Origin of the sequence: Nonomuraea jiangxiensis, from assembly GCF_900099965.1 — a bacterium.
Lineage (GTDB): Bacteria > Actinomycetota > Actinomycetes > Streptosporangiales > Streptosporangiaceae > Nonomuraea > Nonomuraea jiangxiensis.
In genome coordinates this window covers 115947-141300 of the sequence record NZ_FNDJ01000026.1, presented here as the reverse complement: position 1 = coordinate 141300, position 25354 = coordinate 115947, and the positions used below count along the sequence as shown (strand labels likewise).

General features: G+C 70.6%; 16 protein-coding genes. 8 read left to right on the top strand and 8 right to left on the bottom strand.

The window, feature by feature from the left end:
- Positions 1-45: 45 nt before the first annotated feature.
- A complete protein-coding gene (gene glgP, locus BLS95_RS41600) occupies positions 46-2628 on the bottom strand; it encodes an alpha-glucan family phosphorylase (RefSeq protein ID WP_090945098.1) in 2583 nt (860 codons plus the stop codon).
- Positions 2629-2869: 241 nt separating this feature from the next.
- Between glgP and BLS95_RS41595 the strand changes: the two genes are divergently transcribed.
- The 3 genes from BLS95_RS41595 to BLS95_RS41585 all read left to right on the top strand — a co-directional run bounded on the left by BLS95_RS41595 (position 2870) and on the right by BLS95_RS41585 (position 8064).
- Complete coding sequence (locus BLS95_RS41595; RefSeq protein WP_090945097.1) at positions 2870-4948, top strand: alpha-1,4-glucan--maltose-1-phosphate maltosyltransferase; 2079 nt, start codon at positions 2870-2872, stop codon at positions 4946-4948.
- A gap of 71 nt (positions 4949-5019) precedes the next feature.
- Positions 5020-6723: a maltose alpha-D-glucosyltransferase gene (gene treS / locus BLS95_RS41590; RefSeq protein ID WP_090945096.1), complete on the top strand. Its 1704-nt coding sequence runs from the start codon at positions 5020-5022 to the stop codon at positions 6721-6723.
- 3 nt (positions 6724-6726) lie between these two features.
- Entirely contained in the window at positions 6727-8064 is a 1338-nt protein-coding gene (locus BLS95_RS41585) for a maltokinase N-terminal cap-like domain-containing protein (RefSeq protein WP_090945095.1), read from the top strand.
- 88 nt (positions 8065-8152) lie between these two features.
- Here the strand turns inward: BLS95_RS41585 and BLS95_RS41580 are convergent, their stop codons facing one another.
- Entirely contained in the window at positions 8153-9007 is an 855-nt protein-coding gene (locus tag BLS95_RS41580; RefSeq protein ID WP_090945094.1) for an NAD(P)-dependent oxidoreductase, read from the bottom strand.
- 85 nt (positions 9008-9092) lie between these two features.
- Here BLS95_RS41580 and BLS95_RS41575 point away from each other — a divergent pair, with 85 nt between their 5' ends.
- The 4 genes from BLS95_RS41575 to BLS95_RS41560 all read left to right on the top strand — a co-directional run bounded on the left by BLS95_RS41575 (position 9093) and on the right by BLS95_RS41560 (position 18164).
- Positions 9093-12206: an AfsR/SARP family transcriptional regulator gene (locus tag BLS95_RS41575; RefSeq protein WP_090945093.1), complete on the top strand. Its 3114-nt coding sequence runs from the start codon at positions 9093-9095 to the stop codon at positions 12204-12206.
- A gap of 92 nt (positions 12207-12298) precedes the next feature.
- Positions 12299-14458, top strand: coding sequence for a 1,4-alpha-glucan branching protein GlgB (glgB, locus tag BLS95_RS41570; protein WP_090945092.1), 2160 nt, complete (start codon positions 12299-12301; stop codon positions 14456-14458).
- Between the two features lie 175 nt (positions 14459-14633).
- Positions 14634-16589, top strand: a complete 1956-nt coding sequence (locus BLS95_RS41565; protein WP_143044089.1) for a S8 family peptidase — start codon at positions 14634-14636, stop codon at positions 16587-16589.
- 198 nt (positions 16590-16787) lie between these two features.
- Complete coding sequence (locus BLS95_RS41560) at positions 16788-18164, top strand: S8 family peptidase (RefSeq protein ID WP_143044088.1); 1377 nt, start codon at positions 16788-16790, stop codon at positions 18162-18164.
- Positions 18165-18331: 167 nt separating this feature from the next.
- Here the strand turns inward: BLS95_RS41560 and BLS95_RS41555 are convergent, their stop codons facing one another.
- Positions 18332-19207, bottom strand: a complete 876-nt coding sequence (locus tag BLS95_RS41555; RefSeq protein WP_090945089.1) for a helix-turn-helix domain-containing protein — start codon at positions 19205-19207, stop codon at positions 18332-18334.
- Between the two features lie 211 nt (positions 19208-19418).
- On the opposite strand from BLS95_RS41555, the gene sppA reads away from it, so the two are divergent.
- Positions 19419-21116, top strand: coding sequence for a signal peptide peptidase SppA (sppA, locus tag BLS95_RS41550; RefSeq protein ID WP_090945088.1), 1698 nt, complete (start codon positions 19419-19421; stop codon positions 21114-21116).
- A 208-nt stretch (positions 21117-21324) separates the two neighbouring features.
- Here sppA and BLS95_RS41545 read toward each other — a convergent pair whose 3' ends face one another.
- The 5 genes from BLS95_RS41545 to BLS95_RS41525 are packed head-to-tail and all read right to left on the bottom strand — an operon-like array spanning position 21325 to position 25230.
- Positions 21325-21807 carry a flavin reductase family protein gene (locus tag BLS95_RS41545; protein ID WP_245765604.1) on the bottom strand — a complete coding sequence of 161 codons (483 nt, stop codon included), beginning with the start codon at positions 21805-21807 and terminating at the stop codon, positions 21325-21327.
- Positions 21808-21850: 43 nt separating this feature from the next.
- Positions 21851-22774, bottom strand: coding sequence for an ABC transporter substrate-binding protein (locus BLS95_RS41540; protein WP_090945087.1), 924 nt, complete (start codon positions 22772-22774; stop codon positions 21851-21853).
- Positions 22775-22812: 38 nt separating this feature from the next.
- Complete coding sequence (locus BLS95_RS41535) at positions 22813-23505, bottom strand: ABC transporter permease (protein ID WP_090945086.1); 693 nt, start codon at positions 23503-23505, stop codon at positions 22813-22815.
- A complete protein-coding gene (locus BLS95_RS41530) occupies positions 23502-24179 on the bottom strand; it encodes an ABC transporter permease (RefSeq protein WP_090945085.1) in 678 nt (225 codons plus the stop codon). Before BLS95_RS41530 ends, BLS95_RS41535 begins: the two co-directional genes overlap by 4 nt.
- Positions 24172-25230 (bottom strand): ABC transporter ATP-binding protein, encoded by a 1059-nt coding sequence (locus tag BLS95_RS41525; protein WP_090945084.1) that lies wholly within the window; start codon positions 25228-25230, stop codon positions 24172-24174. Before BLS95_RS41525 ends, BLS95_RS41530 begins: the two co-directional genes overlap by 8 nt.
- Positions 25231-25354: the final 124 nt, after the last annotated feature.

The window sequence follows — 25354 nt, the reverse complement described above, 5'->3', positions numbered from 1 at the left end:
CTGCGCCCGATTGCCGGGGAGTGCCCGGCAATCGGAGGGATCCGGCTAACGCAAAGTGCCGTTCGTCATGCCCGCGGGTTCCTCGGGTACGGCGACCAGTCCGAGCTCGCCTGCGGTGACGAGCAGTGGGTGATCCGGGACGACGCGTACGGTGTAACCGAAGGCCCCGGTGTGGTCGAGCGGCACGACGCCCGTGTAGTGAGCGTGCCCGTCGTCGTCCACCGCCGCCACCTCCAGCCGCGCGTACGCCGGCCGCACCAGCTCGTCGTGCGGCCCGACCCTGCCGTAGGCGGCCTGCACCAGCACGTCGCCGACCTCCAGGTCACCGAGCGCGATGGTGGCACGCAGCTCGATGGAGGCCCCGACCTCCGGCGTGTCATCCACCCCGGCCGCCTCGACGTGCTCCACCCGGACCCCGGGCCAGGCCCGCGTGACCCGGACCCGCCAGGCGGCGAACGCCTTGGCCGGCGCGTAGCCGTCGTCCGACAGCGCGCGGGCCGACCCGGCGGCCGGGTTGTACAGGTCCATGACGTAGTCCCGCAGCATGCGCCCGGCCAGCACCTTCGGTCCCAGCGAGGTCAGCGTGTGCTTGACCATCTCCATCCAGCGCCGGGGCGGCCCGTCGGCGCTCCGGTCGTAGAACCGGTCGGACACCTCGTGCTCGATCAGGTCGTAGAGGGCGGCGGCCTCCAGCTCGTCGCGCCGGTCGGGGTCGGTCACCCCGTCGGCGGTCGGGATCGCCCAGCCGTTGGTGCCGTCGTACCACTCGTCCCACCAGCCGTCGCGGATCGACAGGTTCAGTCCGCCGTTGAGTGCGGACTTCATCCCGGAGGTGCCGGAGGCCTCCAGCGGGCGCAGCGGGTTGTTCAGCCAGACGTCGCAGCCCTGGACCATGAGCTGGCCGAGGGCCATGTCGTAGTCGGGCAGGAAGACGATGCGGTGGCGTACTTTCTGCTGGTCGGCGAACTTGACGATCTGCTGGATCAGCTTCTTGCCGCCCTCGTCGGCCGGGTGGGCCTTGCCCGCGATCACGATCTGCACCGGCCTGTCCGGGTCGAGCAGCAGGTCGGTCAGCCGCTTCGGGTCGCGCAGCATGAGCGTGAGCCGCTTGTACGACGGCACCCGCCGGGCGAACCCGATCGTCAGCACCTCGGGGTCGAGGGCGTCGTCGATCCACCCGAGCTCGGCGTCGGAGGCCCCACGCTCGCGCCAGGACCGGCGCAGGCGTACCCGGGCGCCCTCGACCAGCCGCCGCCGCAGCGTGCGCCTGATCTGCCAGATCTCGGTGTCGGAGATCTTCTGGATGCCGTCCCAGCCGCGGGCCCGCTCGATGAGCGAGGGCAGCTCGCGCCCGGCCAGCTCCATGAACTCGCGCCCGACCCAGGTGGGGGCGTGCACGCCGTTGGTGATCGACCCGATCGGCACCTCGTCCAGGTCGAATCCCGGCCAGAGTCCCTTGAACATCTCCCGGCTGACCGCGCCGTGCAGCAGGGACACCCCGTTGACGCGCTGGGCCAGCCGCATCCCCATGATCGCCATGTTGAACCGGCCGGGATCGGACTCCGCCCCGAGGGCCAGGATGCGCTCGACGGGCACGGTCGGCCAGGCGTTGGCGCCGCCGAAGTGCCGCTCGATCATGTCCACAGGGAACCGGTCGATGCCCGCGGGCACGGGCGTGTGCGTGGTGAACACGGTGCCGGCCCGCACGGCCTCCAGCGCCTCGTCGAAGGAGAGCCGGGCCTCGGTGAGCTCACGGATCCGTTCGAGCCCGAGGAATCCGGCGTGTCCCTCGTTGGTGTGGAACACCTCAGGCTCGGCATGTCCGGTGATCTTGCAGTAGGCGCGGATGGCGCGGACGCCGCCCACGCCCAGCAGCAGCTCCTGCATGAGCCGGTGGTCGGTGCCGCCGCCGTACAGGCGGTCGGTGATGTCGCGGGCGGCGGTGTCGTTGTCGGCCACGTCGGAGTCGAGCAGCAGCAGCGGCACCCGCCCCACCTGCGCCACCCACACCTGCGCGTGCAGCACGCGCTCCGCGGGCAGGGCGACGCGGATCTTGACCGGGGCGCCGTCCGCGTCCTTGAGCAGGCTCAGCGGCAGGCCACCCGCGTCGAGCGAGGGGTAGTGCTCCAGCTGCCAGCCCTCGGGCGACAGCGACTGGGTGAAATAGCCGTGCCGATAGAGCAGGCCGACCGCGAGGATCGGCACGCCCAGGTCGCTGGCGGCCTTGAGGTGGTCGCCGGCGAGGATGCCGAGCCCGCCCGAGTACTGCGGCAGCGCGGCTGCGATGCCGTATTCGGGGGAGAAGTAGGCGATGGCACGTGCGGTGTCGGGCAGGGTCTGGTACCAGCGCGGGGAGGTCATGTACTCGCGCAGGTCGTCGGCGGCGTCGGCGAGGCGGCGCAGGAACCGGCGGTCGGCCGCCAGCTCGGTCAGCCGCGCCGGGGTGACGGCGCCCAACAGGGCCACGGGGTCGTGCCCGACCTGCTCCCACAGCGCCGAGTCGACATCGGCGAAGAGGTCCATCGTCTCCGGGTGCCAGGACCATCGGAGATTATGCACGAGCTCGCCGAGGGCGGCCAGCTCCGCGGGCAGGACGGTGCGGACGGTAAACCGGCGGATAGCTCTCACGATTCTGCACCCTACGGGCTAGGAGGGACCTCTCAGTCCTTCACCCCCACGGCTGCCCTTCAAACCCCTTCCGGGAACAAGCATGAAGCGGCACGATTGGGGCAACTTTCCTCTTTGTTGGGTCTCCTGCGGCCACACTCGGGAGGTCCATCCGCTGCTGTCCATAATTTACGTGCAAGGATCGTTCTTACACGAAAGCCTCCGGCTGCACCGAGCGTGCCGCCGCAAACCCTTGAATGCGATGATCGGACGAATTCCCATCACGGACATCTCCCCCGTCGTCGACTGCGGGCAGTGGCCCGCCAAGTCGGTCGCCGGCGAGACCTTCGAGGTCTCGGCGACCGTGTTCAGAGAGGGCCACGACGCCGTCGCGGCGGGCGTGGTGCTCACCGCGCCCGACGGACAGCGCGGCCGCCTGAAACCCATGCGCGAGTTGGCCCCCGGCACCGACCGCTGGGGCGTTGACGTGTGCCTGCCCGCCGAGGGCGACTGGGTGTTCCGGGTGGAGGCCTGGAGTGATCCGATCCGTACGTGGCTGCACGACGCCGAAATCAAGATCCCGCGCGGCATGGACGTCGATCTCATGTGCGAGGAGGGCGCCCGGCTGTTCGAGCGGGCCGCCGCGGCCGTCCGCGCCACCGACTGCCCCAACGGCCAGCCCCGGCCCAACGGCAACGGTGACACGGCGTCCAGGAACCGGGGAGACACGGCGTGCGGGCACCGGGCGGCGCTGCTGTCGGTGTCGGCCACGCTCCGCGACGAGAGCCTCGACCCGCGGGCCCGGCTGTCGATCGCGCAACTCCCGGAGACGACCTCGCTGCTGGCGGCGCACCCCTTCAGGGAGCTGGTGACCAGGTCCAAGTCACACAAGATCAGGGTGGACCGGCGCAGGGCGCTGTACGGCTCCTGGTACGAGTTCTTCCCCCGGTCGGAGGGCGCGGTCGTCAACGGGTCCGGCATCTCCAAGTCCGGAAATTTCCAGACCGCCGCCAAGCGCCTGCCCGCCATCGCCAAGATGGGCTTCGACGTCGTCTACCTGCCGCCCATCCACCCCATCGGCACGACGTTCCGCAAGGGGCGCAACAACACGCTGAACCCCGAGGCCGACGACCCCGGCTCCCCGTGGGCGATCGGGTCGGAGGACGGCGGCCACGACGCCATCCACCCTGACCTGGGCACGCTCGCGGACTTCGCGGAGTTCGTGGCGCGCACCCGGGAGCTGGGCATGGAGGTCGCGCTCGACTTCGCGCTGCAGTGCTCGCCCGACCACCCGTGGGTGAAGGAGCACCCCGAGTGGTTCACGATCAGGGCGGACGGCTCGATCGCGTACGCGGAGAACCCGCCGAAGAAGTACCAGGACATCTACCCGGTCAACTTCGACAAGGACCCCGAGGGCGTCTACACCGAGGTCAAGCGGGTGCTGCGGCACTGGATGGACCACGGGGTACGAATCTTCCGGGTGGACAACCCGCACACCAAGCCGGTGGCGTTCTGGGAGCGGCTGCTGGCCGACATCCGCACGACCGATCCCGACGTGATCTTCCTGTCGGAGGCCTTCACCAGGCCGGCGATGATGCGCATGCTGGCCAAGACCGGCTTCCACCAGTCGTACACGTACTACACGTGGAAAAACTCCAAGCCGGACGTGGAGAGCTATCTCACGGAGCTGTCCCGCGAGACCTCCGGCTACCTGCGTCCCAACCTGTTCGTGAACACGCCGGACATCCTGCACGAGTTCCTGCAGCACGGGGGGATCCCGGCGTTCAAGATCAGGGCGGTGCTGGCCGCGCTGGCCTCACCGAGCTGGGGCGTGTATTCCGGGTACGAACTCGGAGAAAACATGCCCGTACGTCCAGGAAGCGAGGAATACCTCGATAGTGAGAAATATCAGTACAAACCTCGCGATTGGGTTACCGCTGAACGCGAGGGCCGGAGTCTCGCTCCTTTCATCACTCACCTGAATTTGTTTCGAAGAGCTCATCCGGCCCTCCAGGAATTGCGTAATCTACGGTTCCACCGGGTCGACCAACCGGACATCGTCTGCTTCTCGAAGCGACTCCCCGGCGCCTATGACGCGGCCACACGAAGGCACGGAATGGGCGACGTCGTTCTGGCGGTCATCAATCTGGATCCGCACCACACCCACGAGGCGACCGTGGATCTGGACCTGCCGGCGATCGGCCTCGACTGGAACGCCGAGTTCGTCGTCGACGACGAGTTGTCGGGCGAGTCGTACCGGTGGCGGCAGAGCAACTATGTGCGCCTCGACCCCCACATCCACCCAGCCCACATTCTCACCGTTCGGGCCGCGCCACGGTAGAACTGAATTCAGCGGGGAGTCTTCGACGTGTGTGAAAGCGCCTCCCTCGTGAGCCCCTCGTGGGGTGGCTCATGAGCTCCACCACACCCATTCCCAACACCTTTGACGAGGAAAAGCCGCGCGATCCCTACTGGTACAAGCGCGCGGTCTTCTACGAGGTCCTGATCAGGGGCTTCGCCGACTCCAACGGCGACGGCACCGGCGACATCAAGGGCCTCATCAGCAAGCTCGACTATCTGCAGTGGCTCGGCGTGGACTGCCTCTGGCTGCTGCCGCTCTTCGAGTCGCCGCTGCGCGACGGCGGTTACGACATCGCGGACTTCATGAAGATCCTTCCCGAGTTCGGGGATCTCGGCGACTTCGTGAAGCTGGTGGAAGAGGCGCACAAGCGCGGCATGCGCGTCATCGCCGACCTGGTCATGAACCACACCAGCGACGCGCACCCGTGGTTCCAGGCCTCGCGGCACGACCCCGAGGGCCCCTTCGGCGACTTCTACGTGTGGTCCGACAGCGACGAGAAATACCAGGACGCCCGGATCATCTTCATCGACACCGAGACCTCCAACTGGACCTACGACCCGGTGCGCGGCCAGTACTACTGGCACCGCTTCTTCCACCACCAGCCGGACCTCAACTACGAGAACCCGGCCGTGCAGGACGCGATGCTCGAAGTGCTGCGGTTCTGGCTGGACCTGGGCATCGACGGGTTCCGGCTGGACGCGGTGCCGTACCTCTTCGAGGAGGAGAGCACCAACTGCGAGAACCTCCCGAGGACCCACGAGTACCTCAAGCGGATCAGGACCGAGGTGGACCGGCTGTTCCCGGACCGGGTGCTGCTCGCCGAAGCCAACCAGTGGCCCTCCGACGTCGTGGAGTACTTCGGCGATCCGGTGGGCGGCGGGGACGAGTGCCACATGGCCTTCCACTTCCCGCTCATGCCCCGGATCTTCATGGCCGTACGCCGGGAGTCTCGCTACCCCATTTCCGAAATCTTGGCTCAAACGCCGAAAATTCCGGAGCACTGCCAGTGGGGGATCTTCCTCCGTAACCATGACGAGCTGACGCTGGAGATGGTCACGGACGAAGAGCGCGACTACATGTACACCGAATACGCCAAGGACCCCCGCATGCGGGCGAACGTCGGCATCCGCCGCCGCCTGGCGCCGCTGCTGGAGAACGACCGCAACCAGATCGAGCTGTTCACCGCCCTGCTCCTGTCGCTGCCCGGCTCCCCGGTGCTCTACTACGGCGACGAGATCGGCATGGGCGACAACATCTGGCTCGGCGACCGCGACGGCGTGCGCACGCCCATGCAGTGGGACCCCGACCGCAACGCCGGCTTCTCCGACTGCGACCCCGGCCGGCTCTACCTGCCGGTCATCATGGACCCGATCTACGGCTACCAGGGCCTCAACGTCGAGGCCCAGCAGAAGAGCGCCGGCTCGCTGCTGCACTGGACCAAGCGCATGATCGAGATCCGCAAGCGCCACCCGGTCTTCGGCCTCGGCGGCTACGCCGAGCTCAACTCCTCCAACCCCAGCGTGCTGGCGTTCGTCAGGGAGCTGGGCGATGACCGCATGCTCTGCGTGAACAACCTCTCGCGCTTCCCGCAGCCGGTCGAGCTTGACCTGCGCCGGTTCGTCGGCGTGTCTCCCGTGGAGACCATGGGAGGCGTTCCATTCCCGGCAATTGGCGAACTTCCGTATCTTTTGACGCTTCCAGGGCATGGGTTCTACTGGTTCACACTCCCGCCGGCCGTCATCCAGGAGGAGTAGGACGTGCTTAGTGAGCTCCTTGCCGCATGGATCAGCCGTCAACGTTGGTTCGGTGGCAAGGGGCGCCCGATCGACGAGTTGTCGATCGACTCGGACGTCGAACTGACGCCCGGCCTGAGACACCTGATCGTCGCCGTCTGGCAGGAGGGCTCGCGTGACCGCTACCAGGTCCTGCTCGGCGAGCGCGACTCCCTGCCCGACCGGCTGTCCCACGCCCTGATCGGCACGGTGGGGGACCACTACCTGTACGACGCCGTACACGACTCCGACCGCATGAGCTGGCTGCTGGAGGGCATGGCCCGCGACGAGACCCGCGTCTCCGGAGCCCTGCGCATGCGCCACGTGCCCGGCGTCACCATCGACACCTCCCAGCGCAGCCTGGTCCTCGGGGCCGAGCAGTCCAACACCTCCCTGGTGTACGGGGACGCCTACATCTGCAAGCTCTTCCGCCGTCTCATCCCCGGGGTGAACCCCGAGCTGGAGGTCGTGACGGCGCTGGCGGCCAGGCACGCGCCGCACATCGCGCAGCCGTACGGGTGGATCGAGGCCGACCTGGACGGCACGGGGACGACCCTCGCCATCATGCAGGAATACCTGGCCACCGCGAACGACGGCTGGGACCTGGCGCTGACCAGCGTGCGCGACCTGTACGCCTCGATGCCCGAGATCTCGGCCGCCGAGGCGGGCGGGGACTTCGCGGCCGAGTCGCTGCGGCTGGGCGTCGCCACCGCCCGGGTGCACCACGAGCTGGCCCAGGCCTTCCCCACGGAGACCGTGGAGATCCACGAGATCAAGCGCATGGCCGAGACCTTCAGGCGCCGGCTCGGCCGGGCCGTGGCCGAGGTGCCCGAGCTGCGCCAGCATGTGGAGGCCGTCGAGGACGCCTACCACCAGGTGGAGCTGCTCACCAACGCGGTGCCCGTGCAGCGGGTTCACGGCGACTACCACCTCGGCCAGGTGATGCGCACGCCGACGGACTGGGTGGTGCTGGACTTCGAGGGCGAGCCGGGGCAGCCGCTGGCCGAGCGCAGGGCGCTGTACTCGCCGCTGCGGGACGTGGCGGGCATGCTGCGCTCGTTCGACTACGCGGCCAGGCACCTGCTGGCCGGCCGGTCCGGGGCCGCCGACCTGGAGCCGCGGGCCGAGGAGTGGGCGGACCGCAACCGGGAGGCGTTCCTGGAGGGCTACCGGTCGGGCGGCGGGGTCATCACCCGGGCCGACGCGGCGCTGCTGCGCGCGTTCGAGCTGTCGAAGGCCGTGTACGAGGTGGTCTACGAGGCCCGCAACCGCCCCACCTGGGTGTCGATCCCGCTGGCGGCCTTCCGCCCCCGCCCGGTATAGCCCCCGCCGGCGGTCTTCCCCCGCGCGGCATGGCACCGCACGGCATGGCACCGCACGGCATGGCACCGCGCGGCATGGCACCGTCGGCCTAGAGCAGCTCCTCAGCGAGGCCGGAGAGGCCCTCGTGGCCGAGTCCGCGGGCGACGCGCCGGTCGATGATGGCCTTCATGGGGAGCAGCAGGTCCAGCGGGACGCCCTCGTCCTCGAAGGCGCGGACCAGGTTCTCCATGCCCGACCTGTTGACCTCCAGGTTGGAGACCTCCGTGCGGTGGTCGCCCGCCTCGATCGCCGTGGCCATACGCGGTTGACTGGCCGCCATCGCGTTGAGCCACGGGACCAGCAGCTCCGAGGTGAACTCCGTCAACGGGTACTTCACCGATCTGACGAGCGCCACGGCCTCCAGGAAACCGGCGATCTGGCCGTACATGCCGGTCAGCATGGCCAGGTCCAGGAGCGGCGCCAGGCCGGGGTCCTCGCCGACGTAGCGGGGCCGCGCGAGGACGCCGAGGGCCTGCTCATAGCGGTCGTAGGCCGACCGGGAGCCGCTGTAGAGGATCAGCGCGCCGGGGGTGGCGATCATCTGCGGCACGGCCATGACCCCGCCGTCCAGGTAGTCGCCGCCGCGCCCGGCCACCCGGGCCGCCGTCTCGCGGGCCTCGGCTGGGCGGCCCGTGGTGAGGTTCGCGATGACGCGGCCCGCCAGCGGGGCCTGCGCCAGCACCTCCTCGACGGCGGGGTAGTCGAGCACGCAGGCGATCACCAGCGGGCTGGCCTCGACCGCCGCCGCCGGAGTGGGCGCGCTCATCGCGCCCTGGGCGACCAGGGGCGCCGCCTTCTCCGGCGAGCGGTTCCACACGGTGACGTGGTGTCCGGCGGCCAGCAGAGTGCGCGCGAGGGCGGCGCCCATGAGGCCGAGGCCGAGCACGGATATGTTTTCTGACATTTCAGTGTTTCCTTCTGTGTGGGTGATGCGTTCACCCTGCCGGTCGTGGGTTATGGCATGGTTCGGAGATGGTTATGGGGGGCGGATGCGGTTCGGGGTGCTGGGTCCGCTCGCGGTGTGGGCACCGGACGGGGAGCCGGTCCGGGTGCCGGAGGCCAAGGTCCGCGCGCTCCTCGCCGGCCTGCTGATCCACGCCGGCCGGCCCGTCTCCGCCGACCGCCTGATCGAGGACCTCTGGTCTGGCCGCCCGCCCGCGAACGCCGCCGCGGCGCTGCGGGTCAAGGTGTCGCAACTGCGCCGGGTGCTGGGCGAGCGGGAGCTGGTGGCGTACCGGCCGCCCGGTTACGTGCTGCGGGCGGACCCGGAGTCCGTGGACGCGGTCCTGTTCGAGACGCTGGTCGCCCGCGCGCAGCACACCGCCGATCCCCGCGTACGCGCTTCGCTGCTGCGCCGGGCGCTGGACCTGTGGCGCGGCGGCACCGCCTATGCCGAGTTCGCCGACGAGCCGTTCGCCAGGGCGGCGGTGGCGCGGCTGGCCGAGCAACGGCTGGTGGCGGTGGAGGAGCTGGCCGAGGCGCGGCTGGGGGCGGGCGAGCACGGGCTGCTCGCCGCCGAGCTGGGCGACCTGGTGGCCGAACATCCCCTGCGCGAACGGCTGCGGTCGGTCCACATGCGGGCCCTGTACCGATCGGGGCTCCAGAGCCAGGCCCTGGCGAGCTACGCGGACCTGCGCCGGCACCTGGCCGACGACCTGGGGCTCGACCCCGGGCCCGAGCTGGTGTCGCTGCAACGGGCGATCCTCCGGCGCGATCCCGCCCTGGCGGCCCCGGCCCGCCCGCGTACCAACCTGCCCGCCCCGCTGACGAGCCTGGTGGGACGGGACGAGGCGGTGGCCGAGGTGGGCGCTCTCCTCCGGTCCGAGCGGCTGGTCACCCTCATAGGACCGGGCGGCGTGGGCAAGACACGCCTCGCCCTGGCCGCCGCCTCGGAGCCGTCCCGCGACACGGCCGTGTGGCTGGTGGAGCTGGCGGCGCTGCGACCTGGGGCGCCGCTGGTCGAGGTGGCCGAGGCGGTCGCGACCGTACTGGGCCTGCGGGACGACGCGGCCGGCGACCGGCTCGCCGCCTCCGTGCTCGACCGGCTGGGCGCCGCGCTGAGCGGCAAGGAGACGCTGCTCGTCCTGGACAACTGCGAGCACGTCGTCGACCAGGTCGCCACGCTGGCCGGGCGGCTGCTGCGGGCCGCCCCGGGGCTGCGGATCCTGGCCACCGGGCAGGAGCCGTTGCGGATCGAGGGCGAGACCCTGTGGAGCGTGCCCCCGCTGGCGCGGGAGGCCGCCATGGCGCTGTTCGCGGCACGGGCGGGGGTCGAACCGGACACGTACGTGGCGGAGATCTGCGCCCGGCTCGACGGGCTGCCACTGGCACTGGAGCTGGCCGCCACCAGGATGCGAACGCTGACCCCGCGCCAGCTCGCCGAACGGCTGGACGACCGGTTCCGGCTGCTGGCCTCCGGGCGGCGCGGCGCTCCGGCCCGGCAGCGGACGTTGCGGGCGATGATCGACTGGAGCTGGGAGCTGCTGGCCGAGGGCGAGCGCGTGGTGCTGCGGCGGCTGGCCGTGCACGCCGACGGCTGCACGCTGGAGGCGGCCGAGGAGGTGTGCGCCGAGCCCGGCGTGGACGTGCTCGACGCCCTGGCCAGGCTGGTGGACCGGTCCCTGGTGACCCGGGTCCCCGCCCCGGCGCACGAGCCCGGCGGTGAGCCGAGGTTCCGGCTGCTGGAGTCCGTGGCGGCCTACTGCCACGAGCGGCTGGACGAGGCGGGCGAGGCGGGCGAGGTGCGGCTCCGGCACCTGCGGCACTACACCGGCCGGGCCGAGCGGGCCGAGCCGCACCTGCGCGGGCACCGGCAGCGGCACGCGCTGGCCGAGCTCGACGCCGAAGGCGCCAACCTGCGGGCGGCGCTGGAGACGGCGGTCCGGCTCGGCGCGGCCGGCGAGGCGCTACGGCTGGTCAACGCCATGGCCTGGTACTGGGTGCTACGCGGCAGGCTGGGCGAGGGGCAGCGGGCGCTGGAGGCGGCACTGGCGATCGGGGAGGCCCCGGGCACCGCGCAGGCCAGGGTGTGGCTGGCCGGGCTGCGGCTGCTGGCCGGGCGGTTGCAGGTACCCGACGCCGCGCTGTTCGAGGCCGTCCCCGGGCGCCGGGCCCGGGCCAGGGCGCAGTGGTTCGTCGGCTTCGCCCTGGTCGGGTACGGCGACGCGACTGTCAGCCGCACGCTCGTCGAGACGGCGCTCACGACCTTCCGCGAACTCGACGACAAGTGGGGCACGGCCGCCGCGCTCAACGTCCTGGCCCGCTACGCCATGCTGAGCGGTGACCTGGCGGCGCTGCGGCAGGCAGGGGAACAGGCGCTGGCGCTGTTCAGGGAGCTGGGCGACCGATGGGGCGAGATGCGGGCCACGGAGGGCCTCGGCACGCTGGCCGAGATCACCGGCGACTACGAACGGGCCGCCGACCTGCGCTCGGAGGGCCTGCGCATGGCCGAGGACCTCGGGCTGTGGAGCTCGGTCTCCGACGCGCTGTCCCGGCTGGGCCGGATCGCCCTGCTGACGGGCGACCACGCGCGGGCCGAGGACTACCACGAGCGGGCCAGGCGGCTGGCGGTCACGCAGTCGAACCGTCCCGCCGAGCACTTCGCCGACATCGGCCTCGCGCTCGGGGCCCGGCGGCAGGGCCGGCTCGACGAGGCCGAGCGGCGGCTGCGGGCCTGGCTGGAGTGGGTCAGGGAGGTCGCGGGCGCGCCCGGGGCGGCGCTGGTCCTGGCAGAGCTGGGGTTCGTCGCCGAACAGCGGGGCGATCCCGCGGCCGCCCTCGGGCTCCAGCTCGAAGGGCTGGCGGCGGCCCGCCTGGTCGGCGATCCCCGGGCGACCGCGCTGGCGCTGGAAGGGCTGGCGGGCGCGCTGGCGGCGGGCGGGCGCCCGGATGAGGCGGGCCCGCTGCTGGGCAAGGCGGCGGCGCTGCGGGCCTCCGTGAACGCCCCGCTGCCGCCCGGCGAGCGGGGCGACGTCGAGAGGATCAGTGCCGGGGTGGCGAACGCGCTGGGCAGGGCGGCGTTCGAGGCGGCGCTGTCACGGGGAGCGGAGCTGCCGCTGGAAGACCTGTTGGCCGGACTCGCCCCAAGAATCCGCTTGGGATGAACCCGTAATTTGCCCTTCCAGTGATTGTCTCGGCCAAAGCGGGCAGTGCCTGGGAAGGACGGTCATCATAGGGCAAGGTTTGGAGCATGCCGATGAGGACAGAGCTCGACCGCCTCGCGGGCGGGGCACATCACGATCCGCATTCCGTGCTGGGAGCGCATCCCGTGCCCGGCGGGATCGTCTTCCGCGCCCTGCGCCCGCTGGCCGAACGGGTGCGCGTCGTGCTGGACGACGGCACGGCCCATGACATGAAACACCAGGCGCACGGGGTGTTCGAGGTCACCGTCCCGGGTCTGGACAAGGTGCCCGGCTACATGCTGAGCGTCAAATACGCCGATGCGGAGCCGCACCAGTCGCGGGACCCGTACCGGCACTGGCCCACGCTCGGTGAGGTGGACCTGCATCTCATCGGCGAGGGCCGGCACGAGCGACTGTGGGAGGTGCTCGGCGCCCGGGTGATGGAGCACGAGGACGTCGAGGGCACCGCGTTCGCCGTCTGGGCGCCGAACGCGCGCGGCGTCAGGATCGTCGGCGACTTCAACCACTGGGACGGCAGCGCCCACCCGATGCGGTCGCTGGGGCGTTCCGGGGTCTGGGAGCTGTTCGTACCGGGGCTGGGGCCGGGTGAGCGGTACAAGTACCGGATCCTGGGCGCCGACGGGGTGTGGCGAGAGAAGGCCGACCCGATGGCCCGGCGGACCGAGGTGCCGCCGATGACGGCGTCCGTGGTGGAGCGGTCGGAACACGTCTGGGGCGACGACGCCTGGATGGCCGACCGGCGGGAGAAGCAGCCGCAGCGCGGGCCGATGAGCGTCTACGAGGTGCACCTGGGGTCGTGGCGGCCCGGCCTGTCATACCTGGAGCTGGCCGAGCAGCTGTCCGAATACGTGGCCGACCTGGGGTTCACGCACGTGGAGCTGCTGCCGGTGGCCGAGCACCCGTTCGGCGGGTCGTGGGGTTACCAGGTGACGTCCTACTACGCGCCGACGGCCAGGTTCGGCACGCCGGACGAGTTCCGCCGTTTCGTGGACGTGATGCACCAGCGCGGCATCGGGGTGGTGCTGGACTGGGTGCCGGCGCACTTCCCGATGGACGAATGGGCGCTGGCGCGCTTCGACGGCACCCCGCTCTACGAGCACGCCGACCCGGCCAGGGGCGAGCACCCTGACTGGGGCACGTACGTGTTCGACTTCGGGCGCAGGGAGGTGCGGAACTTCCTGGTGGCCAACGCGCTCTTCTGGCTCAAGGAATTCCACGTGGACGGCCTGCGGGTGGACGCGGTGGCCTCCATGCTCTACCTGGACTACTCGCGGCGCGAGGGCGAGTGGACGCCCAACGTCTACGGCGGCAGGGAGAACCTCGACGCGGTCGACTTCCTCAAGGAGCTGAACGCCGTCTGCTACCGGGAGGCGCCCGGCATCTCGACCGTGGCCGAGGAGTCGACGGCCTGGCCTGGGGTGTCGCGCCCGGTGCACCTGGGCGGGCTCGGGTTCGGGTTCAAGTGGAACATGGGCTGGATGCACGACACGCTGGAATACCTCCGGCACGAGCCGGTCTTCCGCCAGTATCACCACCATCAGATGACGTTCTCGCTGCTGTACGCCTACTCCGAGAACTACGTGCTGCCGCTGTCCCACGACGAGGTCGTGCACGGCAAGGGCTCGCTGCTGGGCAAGATGCCGGGCGACGAGTGGCAGCGGTTCGCGCAGCTCAGGGCGTTGCTGGCGTTCATGTGGGCGCATCCGGGCAAGCAGTTGCTGTTCATGGGCGGCGAGTTCGGCCAGGGCTCGGAGTGGTCGGAGGAGCGCGGGCTGGACTGGTGGGTGCTGGAGTTCGACGGACACCAGGGCGTCCAGCGGCTCGTACGCGACCTCAACCGGATCTACCGGGAGACCCCGGCGCTGTGGGAGCAGGACGCCACCCCCGACGGGTTCCGGTGGATCGACGCCGACGACGCCTCGGGGAACACGTTCTCGTTCGTCCGCTACGCGTCCAACGGGGCCGCGGTGGCGTGCGTGGTCAACTTCAGCGGCGGGCCGCACGAGGACTACCGGCTCGGCCTGCCGTACGCCGGGAACTGGTCGGAGATCGTCAACACCGACGCCTACGACTACTGGGGCAGCGGCGTGGGCAACATGGGGGTGGTCGAGGCGAGTGCGGAGCCGTGGCACGGGCTGCCGTACTCCACGACGTTGCGGGTGCCGCCGCTCGGCGCGGTCTGGCTCACGCACGAGGGACCGCCCGAGGCGTGAGCGCGGGGTCCTGTGACGGGAGCGCGCAGTCGCGGGTGCACGGTCGCAGGCCCCGAGCCGGGAGGGTGATCGCGGGAAACGCGAGCTGAAAGTTCGGTGGGAAACCCGGCCGGGGGCCTGTGCCTCCCCGGCAAATCACCATAAACTCCGAGATCATCCCCCTCTCGGAGGACGCGTGCGACTTCGCCCTCTCATCGTGTGCTTAACCGCGCTGGCCCTGCTGCCGCTGTCCAGCCCGGCCAACGCGGAGGATCCGGCACCGGCGCTGACACCGCCCCCCGCCGCCTCGACCCCGGCCCCCTCGCCGAGCGCCTCCCCCGGCGCTCCCGAGGACAGCCCCTCCCCCACCCCCAGCACTCCCGAGGAGAAGGTCGAGGACGGGTTAGGCGTGGACGGCGGCTCCGAGCGGGCCATCGTCGAGCTGACCGATCCCGCGCAGGCCGCGCCCGTCGCGACCCAGGCGGCGGCCAAGAGCGTGGACGTGCTGCTGCAGCCCCAGAGCCAGTCGTTCATGGTCGTGCAGGGCACCGCCGAGGAGCTGGCCAAGCTGGCCGAGGACCCGCGGGTCAGCTCGATCCACCGGGACAGGACCTACACGCCGGCCGACGTGGCGGCGCTGGACGGCTCCAACCTGACGCAGATCGGCGCCGACCAGGTCCACGCCAAGGGCATCACCGGAACCGGCCAGACGGTGGCCATCCTGGACACCGGCATCGACACCGACCACCCGGCCTTCGGCGACCGCATCGTGGCCCAGGCGTGCTTCTCCGCCGTCGAGCCGGGCGTCGAGTCGCTCTGCCCGAACGGCCGCACCGAGGAGATCGGCCCGGGGGCGGCGAGCGCGACCACGCCCAAGTGCCTGGCCGGCGGCGTGAACCTGTGCGACCACGGCACCCATGTCGCGGGCATCGCGGCCGGCAGCGGTGGCGTGGCGCCAGGCGCGGGCATCGTGGCGGTGCAGGTGTTCAGCCGGCTCGACGACGAGGACGTCTGCGGCGAGCCGTCGTGCCTGCTGGCCTTCGAGTCGTCGTTGCGGCAGGCCATGGACTACGTGGCCGGGCTGAGCCAGCCGGTCGCCGCCGTGAACCTCAGCCTGGGCGGCGAGCTGACCGAGACCGACTGCGACGCCAGCGAGGAGGGGGCGATCTTCAAGCCGAAGATCGACGCCCTGCTGGCCAGGGGCACCGCGACCGTGGTCGCGGCGGGGAACGAGTATTTCGAGGGGACGTCGTACCCGGCCTGCATCTCGACGGCGGTGGCCGTCGGGGCGAACGACGGCGGTGACGCGATCGCGGACTTCTCCAACCGCGGGTCGCTGGTGGACCTGTTCGCGCCGGGCGTGGACATCGAGTCGGCGGTGCCGGACAACGCCACGGCCGTCTACAGCGGCACGTCGATGGCGACCCCGCACGTGGCCGGCGCGCTGGCGCTGATGAAGGAGGCCGGGCCGCAGACCCCGATGGCCGACCTGGTCAACACGCTGAAGACGACCGGCAGGCCGTACGTGTACGAGGCCAACGGCACCCAGGTCACCACGCCGCGCCTGGACCTGGCGGTGGCCCTGGCGGATGCGGCGCCGCAACCGCCGATCACCCAGAGCCCGAACCCGCTGCCCGACCCCGGCGACAGCAGCGTCCCGGACCCCGAGCCCGACGACCCGACCGACCCGGCGCCGGATCCCGCGCCGTCCGGCCAGCCGGTGCCGCTGCCCACCGTCACGGTCACGGTGACCGTCACGCCGAGCCCGGTCACCACGGCGGCGGTGTGCACGCGCGGCACGGCCGCCAAGAAGATGGCGGCCAAGGCGTGGGCCGTCGAGATCCACCGCAGCAGCGGCAAGATCCCGGACGCCACGCTCAACTGCTACCTGAAGCTGATCGCCAAGGCGAGCAAGGTGTTCCCCGAGCTGACGAAGGCGTCGTCGCTGGGCAAGGCGTACCGGGTGCTGAAGAACACCAAGACCAGCAAGGCCGCGCTCGACAGCGCGGTGCTCACGGCCTGGCTGAACTGGGCGCACGGCACGAACGGCACCACCGCGCTGACGGCCGCGGAGAAGGTGCGGATGAGTAGCAAGCCCTCCGCGGCGACGCTGAAGAAGGCCGCCAAGAACGTCCTCAAAGGCGTCAAATAACTAAATATCGCGAAAGGCCGGTCGCTTCTCGACCGGCCTTTCTTCTTTGGCCTGGTCACCGCAAAAAGGGCCCCAACGTTTCTCTGGGCTGCATACGTCGCTGACATCGCACTTGTCACACGGGGGATGTAAACGCCTGTACGCAGCCGGGAGCGGAGGAGCTTCACGGCTTCCCGCCCCGACGCTCGGAGGAAACCCGTGAGGCTACGGTCTCTTCTGGCCTGCGCCACGCTGGCCATGACATTCGCCGCGCTCTCCGCGCCCCCGGAGCTCCAGGCCGACACCCGGGACGCGGGCGGCCCGATCATCAGCCCCGCGCTCATCGCGGAGATCCAGGAGAGGTCCAAGGTCCGCTCCATCATCCAGCTCAAGCCGGGGCAGAGCGTCGCCGCCGTCGCCAGGGACTTCGAACAGACCTCCGCCGGCAGCCAGGTTCTGGAGGCGGCCCAGTCGCCGCACTTCTTCGTCGCCGAGGTGGACCGCCCACTGCTGGCCAGGCTCAGGAAGGACGCGCGTGTCCAGTCCGTCTACAAGGACGAGCTGAGCATGCCCACCCTCGACGTCACCACCAACGTGATCCGCTCCAACCGGGCGAACGACGCCGGCTGGACCGGCCGCGGCGCGACGGTCGCGATCCTGGACATGGGCATCGACCGCGACCACCCGTACTTCGCCGGCCGGCTCGTGGACGAGGCCTGCTTCTCCTCCTCCGACCCCGCGGACGGCGCTGGCTCGCTCTGCCCGAACAACCAGTCCAGCCAGATCGGCCCCGGCTCGGCCGACGCCGAGACCCAGCAGTGCCTGATCAACTCGACGAACGCCTGCTCCCACGGCACCCACGTGGCCGGCATCGCGGCGGGCCGCATGACCACCGGAGCCCCTTCCAACGGGGTCGCCCCGGCCGCCGGCATCCTGCCCATCCAGGTGTTCAGCCGCGTGAACAGCGCCCTGACCTGCTCGGTCAGGGGCGCCTCGACCCCCTGCTTCCTCACCTACACCTCGGACCAGAAGCTGGCGCTCGAATACGTGGCCAGGGTGGCGAGGAACCACAACGTGGCCGCGGTGAACCTGAGCCTCGGCGGCGGCGGCCCGTACAGCACGGCCTGCGACTCCGACGCCACCGCGGGCGCGCTCAAGCCGGAGTTCGACGCCCTGGTGGCGCTGGGCGTGGCGCCCGTGGTGTCCGCCGGCAACAACGGCTTCCAGAACGGCGTCGCACACCCCGCGTGCATCTCGACGGCCGTCACGGTGGGCGCCACCAACGACAGGGACGAGCTGGCCCCGTTCACCAACCGGGGGCCGATGCTCGACCTGCTCGCGCCGGGAGTGAACGTCAACTCCTCGTTGCCCGGCGGCACGTACGGCGTCAAGAGCGGCACCTCGATGGCCGCGCCGCACGTGACCGGGCTGTTCGCGCTGATGAAGCAGGCGTTCCCGACCCTGACGGTCGCGGAGAGCCTGCGGCGGCTGCAGACCAGCGGCCCCGGCATCCGGTACGACGCGGAGGGCAGGCAGGTGACCACGACCCGCATCGACGCGGAACGCGCGATGGCGGCGACCGACCCCCGGGTCTGAAACGGCGACTCAGGCGATCCGCCGCTCCCGCCCCACTGACCTCAGTTCTCTGATTTATAGACTTCTGACGACAAGCTCCCCCTGAACCCCCGGACGAACAGTTAAGACGGGTACGCGGCCCTGCGCTCCAAGCGCTAGCGGGACCGGCGGGCCCTGCCGACCGGGGCTCATCCGGCGCCGACCCGCAGGGCCCGGCGGGCGTCCTCCAGGAGCGCCCGCGCCGCCGCCCCGTAGACGCACACGTCGGCCAGTTCGCCGAACGTCCGCTCGTAGACCGCGACGTCCTCGGGCTTCCTGAGGCGGAACTGGGCGGCCACCCCGTCCACGCGGACCTCGCCCCCGTCGTAGATCCAGAAGTTCTCCGGCGGCATCACCGGCGGGCGGGCCGTGCCGGGCAGGATGCCGAGGCTGACGTTCGGGCTCTCGCGCGTGAACCCGGCCAGCCGGTCGAGCTGCTCGTCCATCCGCTCCAGCGGCACCACGGGCGTGCGCAGCGCCTGCTCGCCGAGCAGGAACATGAACCGGCGGGCCCCGCTCAGGATCTCCTGCTGCTCCATGCGGGCGGCCACGGCCCGGTCCAGGTTGTCGGGGATGCCGCGGAAGTCGATGATCGTGGCCAGGTGGGCGCGGGCGTAGTCCTCGGTCTGCAGCAGGCCCGGGATCGCCGAGTGCTGCCACACCCGCAGTTCTTTGGTGCGCTCGTACAGGCTCTTGAAGGCCTGCTGGATCTCGCCCAGGCCGGTGCGCTCGATCCGGCGCCACTGGGCGTACATGGAGTCGATGTCCCGTGTCTGGGCGATGAGGTCGGGGATCTGGTCCTCGGCGCCGCACGCGATGGCCCAGGTCCGTACGTCCTCGACGCTGGGCAGCTGAGCGGCGGTCTCGATCTTGGAGATCATGGCCTGGTGACCCGGCCAGCCCATCGCCTCGGCGAGCCGGTCGCCCGTCATGCGCCGACCGGCCACGGTGCGGTTGACGCGCAGTTCCCTGAGCCGGCCGGCAAGCGCTTGCCTGGCTTCCATGATCTTGTCTTGACTGGTCATGGGGAGGCCAACCTCTCGACGTGAGGTATCGCGGTGTAATCGACGCTACGCCGAGAGTGACCACTCGTCATCAGTGTTGGCGAAGAATCATGAAGAAACTCCCATGCGGGGTCCCGCTGGATCCAGCCCCGCACGCGGGCGCTTCCCCGGTTGGACGTGAACGGTTCTCACTCCCCGGCGCATTTCGAATTGCGTCGCTTAGGGTGGCTCTATGGACGCAGGCAGGGCGATCTTCGAAACCGTCGACAAGCTTCGCCAGCGGCGCACCGCCCCGCTGGTGCTGGAGCTCGATCTCACCGAGGGCCTCACCGAGGGCCCGCCGACGGATCCGCTCGCCGCGGTCCTGTCCATGCGCAAGCCCCGCCTGTCCGACGTGCTGTCCGGGCTCAAGCGGGCCAGGCAGGACTCCAGGGTCAAGGCGCTGATCGTACGGCTCGGCGGCGCCCCGCTGGGCCTGGCCATGGTGCAGGAGCTGCGCCAGGCCGTGATCCACTTCAGGGCCTCCGGCAAGCTGACCGTGGCCTTCGCGGAGACGTTCGGCGAGTTCGGCGGCGGCACGGTGCCCTACTACCTGGCCAGCGCCTTCGAGCGGGTCTACCTGCAGCCGAGCGGCGACGTGGGGCTGACCGGGGTGGCCCTGGAGCAGCGCTTCCTCAAGGGGGCGCTGACCAAGCTGGGCGTGGGCTACGAGGCCGGCCAGCGCCACGAGTACAAGACCGCCGTCAACACCTTCACCCAGGACCACATGACCGATCCGCACCGCGAGTCCACGGGCCGCATCGTGGAGTCGGTCACCGAGACCCTCGTCGCGGGCATCGCCGACGGCCGCCGGCTGGACCCCGGCAAGGTGCGCGAGCTGATCGACCGCGGCCCGTTCTCCAGCGCGGAGGCGCAGGAGGCCGGGCTGGTCGACCACCTGGCCTACCGGGACGAGGTCTACGACGAGGTCAAGCGCTCCGCGGGCGGCGAGGCCCACCTCCTGTACGTCTCCCGCTACGCCAGGGGCGCGGCCGTCAGGAAGCTGCCGCACCCGATGACCGACGGGATCGCCCTCGTCCACGGCACCGGCATGATCAGGACCGGCCGCAGCGGCCGCAGCCCGCTGGGCGGGGGCGGGGCGATGGGCTCCGACACGATCAGCGCCGCGCTGCGCGCCGCCAGGCGCGACGAGCACATCAAGGCCGTCGTGTTCCGGGTGGACAGCCCCGGCGGCTCCTATGTGGCCAGCGACACGGTCTGGCGCGAGGTGGTGCTGACCCGCAAGGTCAAGCCGCTGATCGTCTCCATGGGAGACCTGGCGGCGTCCGGTGGCTACTACGTGTCGATGGGCGCCGACGTGATCGTCGCCCAGCCGGGCACGCTCACCGGCTCGATCGGCGTGTACGGCGGAAAGCCCGTCATTTCCGAGATGCTCCAAAAAATCGGGATAAATTCGGAGATGGTGGCCGAAGGGGCGAACGCCGGTATGTTCTCCACCTCCCGCGGCTTCTCCCCCGAGCAGTGGGAACGCGTGAACGCCTGGCTCGACCGCATCTACGACGACTTCGTGAGCAAGGTGGCCAAGAGCCGCGACCTCACCCGCGAACGCGCCCACGAGCTGGCCCGCGGCCGCGTCTGGACCGGCGCCGACGCCCAGGCGGGCGGCCTGGTGGACGAGCTCGGCGGGCTGGAGGACGCGCTCGCCCTGGCCAGGAAGCGCACGGGCCTGGCCGAGGACGCCCCCGTACGCACTTATCCGCGGCTCAACCCGCTGGACCGCCTGCGCGGCCCGGAGTCCAGCGAGGACAGGTCGGCCGCCCTGGCGAGGATCCGGATGGACGCCTGGGGCCCGCTGGCCCGCCTGTCCGCCGAACTCGGCCTCCCCGCCGCCGGCCCCCTCCTGCTCCCCTCCTGGTACACGATCCGCTGACCCACACCCAAACCTTCATCCTTTACGGCAGAGCCAAGCCGGCCGCCACCCGCCGCACCCGGCCGGGCGCCTCCAGGAGAACGCCCGCTGACCCGCACAGGGCCGGGCGCCGTTACGTGCGTCTCCTGGACCGTCTAGGTGGTGACAACGGGACCGCCTCGGCGAGCACGGCGAGACCACCACCGGAGAGCCCCGGTAGCAGGGGGCGTCAGGATCCGGTTGAGCGGTAGCGGCCGCGGAGGCGTATCAGGGGGTTGAGGGCGGGGTTGACGTAGCAGACCGCGAGGACGGTGGCCAGGAAGAGCGTGTGGTCGCCGGCCGGGATCACCTTGGTGGTCTCGGCCTCCAGGGCGGCCACTCCGTCCTCCACCACCAGCGCGTCCGTGTGCGGCCCCCGGTGGTGCGGGATGCCCGCGACCAGCAGGCGGGCGCTGGGGCGGCCCGCGGTGGCGAAGCGGCTGGCGATGGCGGCCTGGTCCGCCGACAGCAGCGAAGCCGCCCAGCGGTCCTGACGCAGCAGCACCTCGTTGAGGTAGCCGCCGCTGGCCAGGCTCACCAGCACGAGCGGAGGTTCCAGGGAGACGGACATCAGCGCCGACACGGTGACACCGAGGTCGTCGCGCCCGTCGCGGGCGGTCACCACCGCCACGCCGGCCGCCAGTTGCGCCATCGCCTCCGTGAGCTCGCTCACGCCGAGGACCCCCCGCAGTGGGGAGCCCTCGGCGCGGCGGGCGTCAGCCGAGGCCGTTGGTGGTCAGCCATTCCTTGGCCACCGTGGCGGGCTCGTCCTTGTTGACGGCGATCTTCTGCATCATGTCCAGCAGGGACTGCGTGGAGAGCTTCGCCGAGATGTCGTTGAGCGTGGTCCTGATCGTGTCGGTCGCCGCCGCCTTGTTGAGCAGCGGGGTCACGTTCTGGGCGGGGAAGATGTTCTTGGTGTCCTGGAGGGCGACCAGGTTGTTGGCCGCCATCTTGGGGTCGGTGGTGAACACGTTGCCGACCTGGATCGAGCCGTCCTTCAGGGCGTCGGCGGTGGTCGCGCCGGTGGACTTCCACTCCTTGAACTCGATCCCGTAGACCTCCTTCAGCCGCGCTTCCCACCGCTCCTTGAACTCGGGCGGCCCGCCGAAGGTCATGTCCTTGGAGACCTTGGCCAGGTCCTCCATGGTGTTCAGCGACTGCTTGGTCTGGGTGTCCTTGGTGATGGACAGGCTGTCCTTGTCCTCGGCCGGCGAGGAGTCGAGCACCTCCAGTTCGGCAGGCAGCTTCTGCTGCAGCGCCGTGTCCACCTCGTCGGTGGTCGCGGCGGTGTTCTTCAGGTCGAGGAAGGCGAGCAGGTTGCCGTTGTACTCCGGCACGATGGTCAGGCCACCGCTCTTGACCTGGTCGATCACGACCTCACGGGTGCCGATGTTGGGCTTCTCGTCCACTTGCACACCCTTGGCCTCCAGTGCCTGGGCGTAAATGGAGGCGAGCAGCACGCTTTCGGGGAAGTCGAACGATCCGACGACGGCCTTGCCACCCCCGCCCGAGGCGGACCCGCTGGGGGCCGCGCTCGTGGTGTCGAGCGGGTTTCCCCCGGTGCTGCCACCACCGCAGGCGGTCAGCGCGAGCATCGCCGAGATCAGCACCCCCGCGATGCCGTACTTCCGTCTCATCTTGCTTTTCCCTTCTAAGCGGGAGGTAATAGGGGAGACTATCGAACTTTAAGCCGCCGGCTCACCCCGGGTGAGACCGTCACCCTCTGCGCGAGGGCGAACAAGATCTGCACTACCAGCGCAAAAAGCACAATCAGTACTGAACCACCAACGACCCTGGCGTAATCCTTCGTCGCGAAACCATCGATGATGAAGCGTCCCAGCCCGCCCAGCCCGGTGTAGGCGGCGACCGTGGTGGTGGCCACGACCTGGATCGCGGAGAGCCGGCAGCCCAGCAGGATCAGCGGCAGCGCCACCGGGACCAGCACCCGCCCGAGCACCTGCCCGCCGCGCAGCCCCATCCCGTACGCCGCGTCGCGCAGCTCGGGATCGACCCCCTTGATGCCCTCGAAGGTGTTCACCAGGATCGGCGGCACCGCCAGCAGCACCAAGGGAATGATCACCGGCCAGACCGAGGCCGCGCCCAGCAGCAGCACGAACATCACCAGCAGGCCCAGCGTGGGCAGCGCCCTGGCCAGGTTCGCGGACACGACCACGACCACCTCGCCCCGACCCGTGTGCCCGATCAGCAGCCCGAGCGGCACGGCGATCAGCACCGCCAGCGCCAGGGCCAGGGCCGAGAACTCCAGGTGCTCCAGCAGCCGCGCCGGAATGCCGTCGGGGCCTGACCAGCGCGCGGGGTCGCCGAAGAACTCGACCAGCCAGTCGAAGAACGCGATCAGCCAGCTCATGCCCTGCCCTTTCTGGCGCGTACCCACGGGGTGAGCAGCCGCTGGGCGAGCACCAGCAGCCCGTCGGCGACCAGGGCCAGCGCCACGATGAGCACGATCCCGACGATCACCGGCGGCATGAAGGGGTTCTGGTACGCCCTGGTGAACAGGCTCCCGAGCCCGCCCTGGCCGATCAGGGCGCCCACGCTGACCAGGCTGATGCTGGAGACCGCGACGACCCGCAGCCCGGCCAGCACCACCGGCACGGCGATCGGCAGCTCGACCGCGAGCAGGCGGCGCAGCGGGGTGAACCCCATGGCGACGGCCGACTGCCGCACGTGGTCGGGCACCGAACCCAGCCCGTCGACCACGGCCGGGATCAGCACCGCCATGCCGTAGAAGGTGAGCGGGATGATCACGGTGGTCTGCGACAACCCGGTCACCGAGATCAGCAGCATGAAGATGGGCAGCGAGGGGATCGCGTACACGATGTTCATCAGGCCGGAGGTGGGCTGGTAGAGCCAGCGCCACCGTACGCAGGCCAGGCCCAGCGGCAGCGCCACGACCAGCGAGAGCAGGATCGGCACGAGCGACATGGTCAGATGGTCGGTGAGCAGGTTTCTGATGCTGTCGACCCGGCCGGTGTCCCAGTTCCGTGCGATCCACTCCCAGATCGAGGGGGGACCATCACCCATCTGCCGCCTCCGCCAGCGCCTCGTCGAGCGCCTCCCGGGTGGCCACGCCGACGACCTTGCCGTTCTCGTCCACACCCACGGCACAACCGGACGGCGACAGCAGCGCCGCGTCGAGCGCGGACCGCATGGAGTCGCGGCCGTGGACGAACGTCCCGAACGGCTCCAGCACGTCCGGCCGCGCGTCGGCCACCCAGCCGACCGGCGCGCCGTCCGCGCTCACGACCAGCGCCCACGGCTCTGCCGTGCCGCCCCCGAACCCCTCCTCCACGGTCAGGTCGGTACGCAGCCGCAGCCCCGCCGTGGAGACGAACTGCAGCCGCCTGATCCCCCTGTCACGCCCGAGGAACTCGCGGACGAAGTCGTCGGCCGGATCCGACAGCAGTGTCTTGGGGTCGGCGAGCTGCGCCAGCCGGCCGCCCACCCGCAGCACGGCCACCCGGTCGCCGAGCTTGATGGCCTCGTCGATGTCGTGGGTGACGAAGACGATGGTCTTGTTCAGCTCCGCCTGGAGCCTGAGCAGCTCGTCCTGGAGGCTCGTGCGCACCACGGGATCGACCGCGCTGAACGGCTCGTCCATCAGCAGCACGGGCGGATCGGCGGCCAGCGCCCTGGCCACCCCGACCCGCTGCTGCTGCCCGCCGGAGAGCTGGAACGGGTAGCGCCGGGCGAGCGCCGAGTCGAGCCCGACACGTTCGAGCAGCTCCATGGCCCTGGCCCTGGCCTTGCGCCGGTCCCAGCCGAGCAGGTAGGGGACGGTGGCCACGTTGTCCACGATCCTGCGGTGCGGGAACAGCCCGGCCTGCTGGATGACGTAGCCGATGCCGCGCCGCAACGTCGGCGGGTCGATGCCCTGCACGGGAACGCCGTCGAGCAGGATCTGCCCTTCCGTGGCGTCGATCATCCGATTGATCATCCGCAGGGACGTCGTCTTACCGCAGCCCGAGGGCCCGACGAACACGGTGATCTCCCCGGTGGGCGCCTCCAGGCTGAGGCCGTCCACGGCGACCGTGCCGTCCGGATAACGTTTGGTGACCGCGTCGAATGTGATCACGCGCGACCTCTCGCTCGTGGCAGGGCCGCAGCCCCCCTGCCACGACCGCCGCATGATCTATTGACACCACAGACTACGGTCATGCGCGCCGCTCTGTCCCCCTGGGCCCAGCTTAAACGCTTCA

What these genes read in the sequence shown, in the direction of transcription:
- BLS95_RS41595 (WP_090945097.1), top strand. Translation starts at nt 2,870, where the DNA reads ATGATCGGACGAATTCCCATCACGGACATCTCCCCCGTCGTCGACTGC.
- treS (WP_090945096.1), top strand. Translation starts at nt 5,020, where the DNA reads ATGAGCTCCACCACACCCATTCCCAACACCTTTGACGAGGAAAAGCCG.
- BLS95_RS41580 (WP_090945094.1), bottom strand. Translation starts at nt 9,007, where the DNA reads ATGTCAGAAAACATATCCGTGCTCGGCCTCGGCCTCATGGGCGCCGCC.
- BLS95_RS41575 (WP_090945093.1), top strand. Translation starts at nt 9,093, where the DNA reads ATGCGGTTCGGGGTGCTGGGTCCGCTCGCGGTGTGGGCACCGGACGGG.
- glgB (WP_090945092.1), top strand. Translation starts at nt 12,299, where the DNA reads ATGAGGACAGAGCTCGACCGCCTCGCGGGCGGGGCACATCACGATCCG.
- BLS95_RS41555 (WP_090945089.1), bottom strand. Translation starts at nt 19,207, where the DNA reads ATGACCAGTCAAGACAAGATCATGGAAGCCAGGCAAGCGCTTGCCGGC.
- sppA (WP_090945088.1), top strand. Translation starts at nt 19,419, where the DNA reads ATGGACGCAGGCAGGGCGATCTTCGAAACCGTCGACAAGCTTCGCCAG.
- BLS95_RS41540 (WP_090945087.1), bottom strand. Translation starts at nt 22,774, where the DNA reads ATGAGACGGAAGTACGGCATCGCGGGGGTGCTGATCTCGGCGATGCTC.
- BLS95_RS41535 (WP_090945086.1), bottom strand. Translation starts at nt 23,505, where the DNA reads ATGAGCTGGCTGATCGCGTTCTTCGACTGGCTGGTCGAGTTCTTCGGC.
- BLS95_RS41530 (WP_090945085.1), bottom strand. Translation starts at nt 24,179, where the DNA reads ATGGGTGATGGTCCCCCCTCGATCTGGGAGTGGATCGCACGGAACTGG.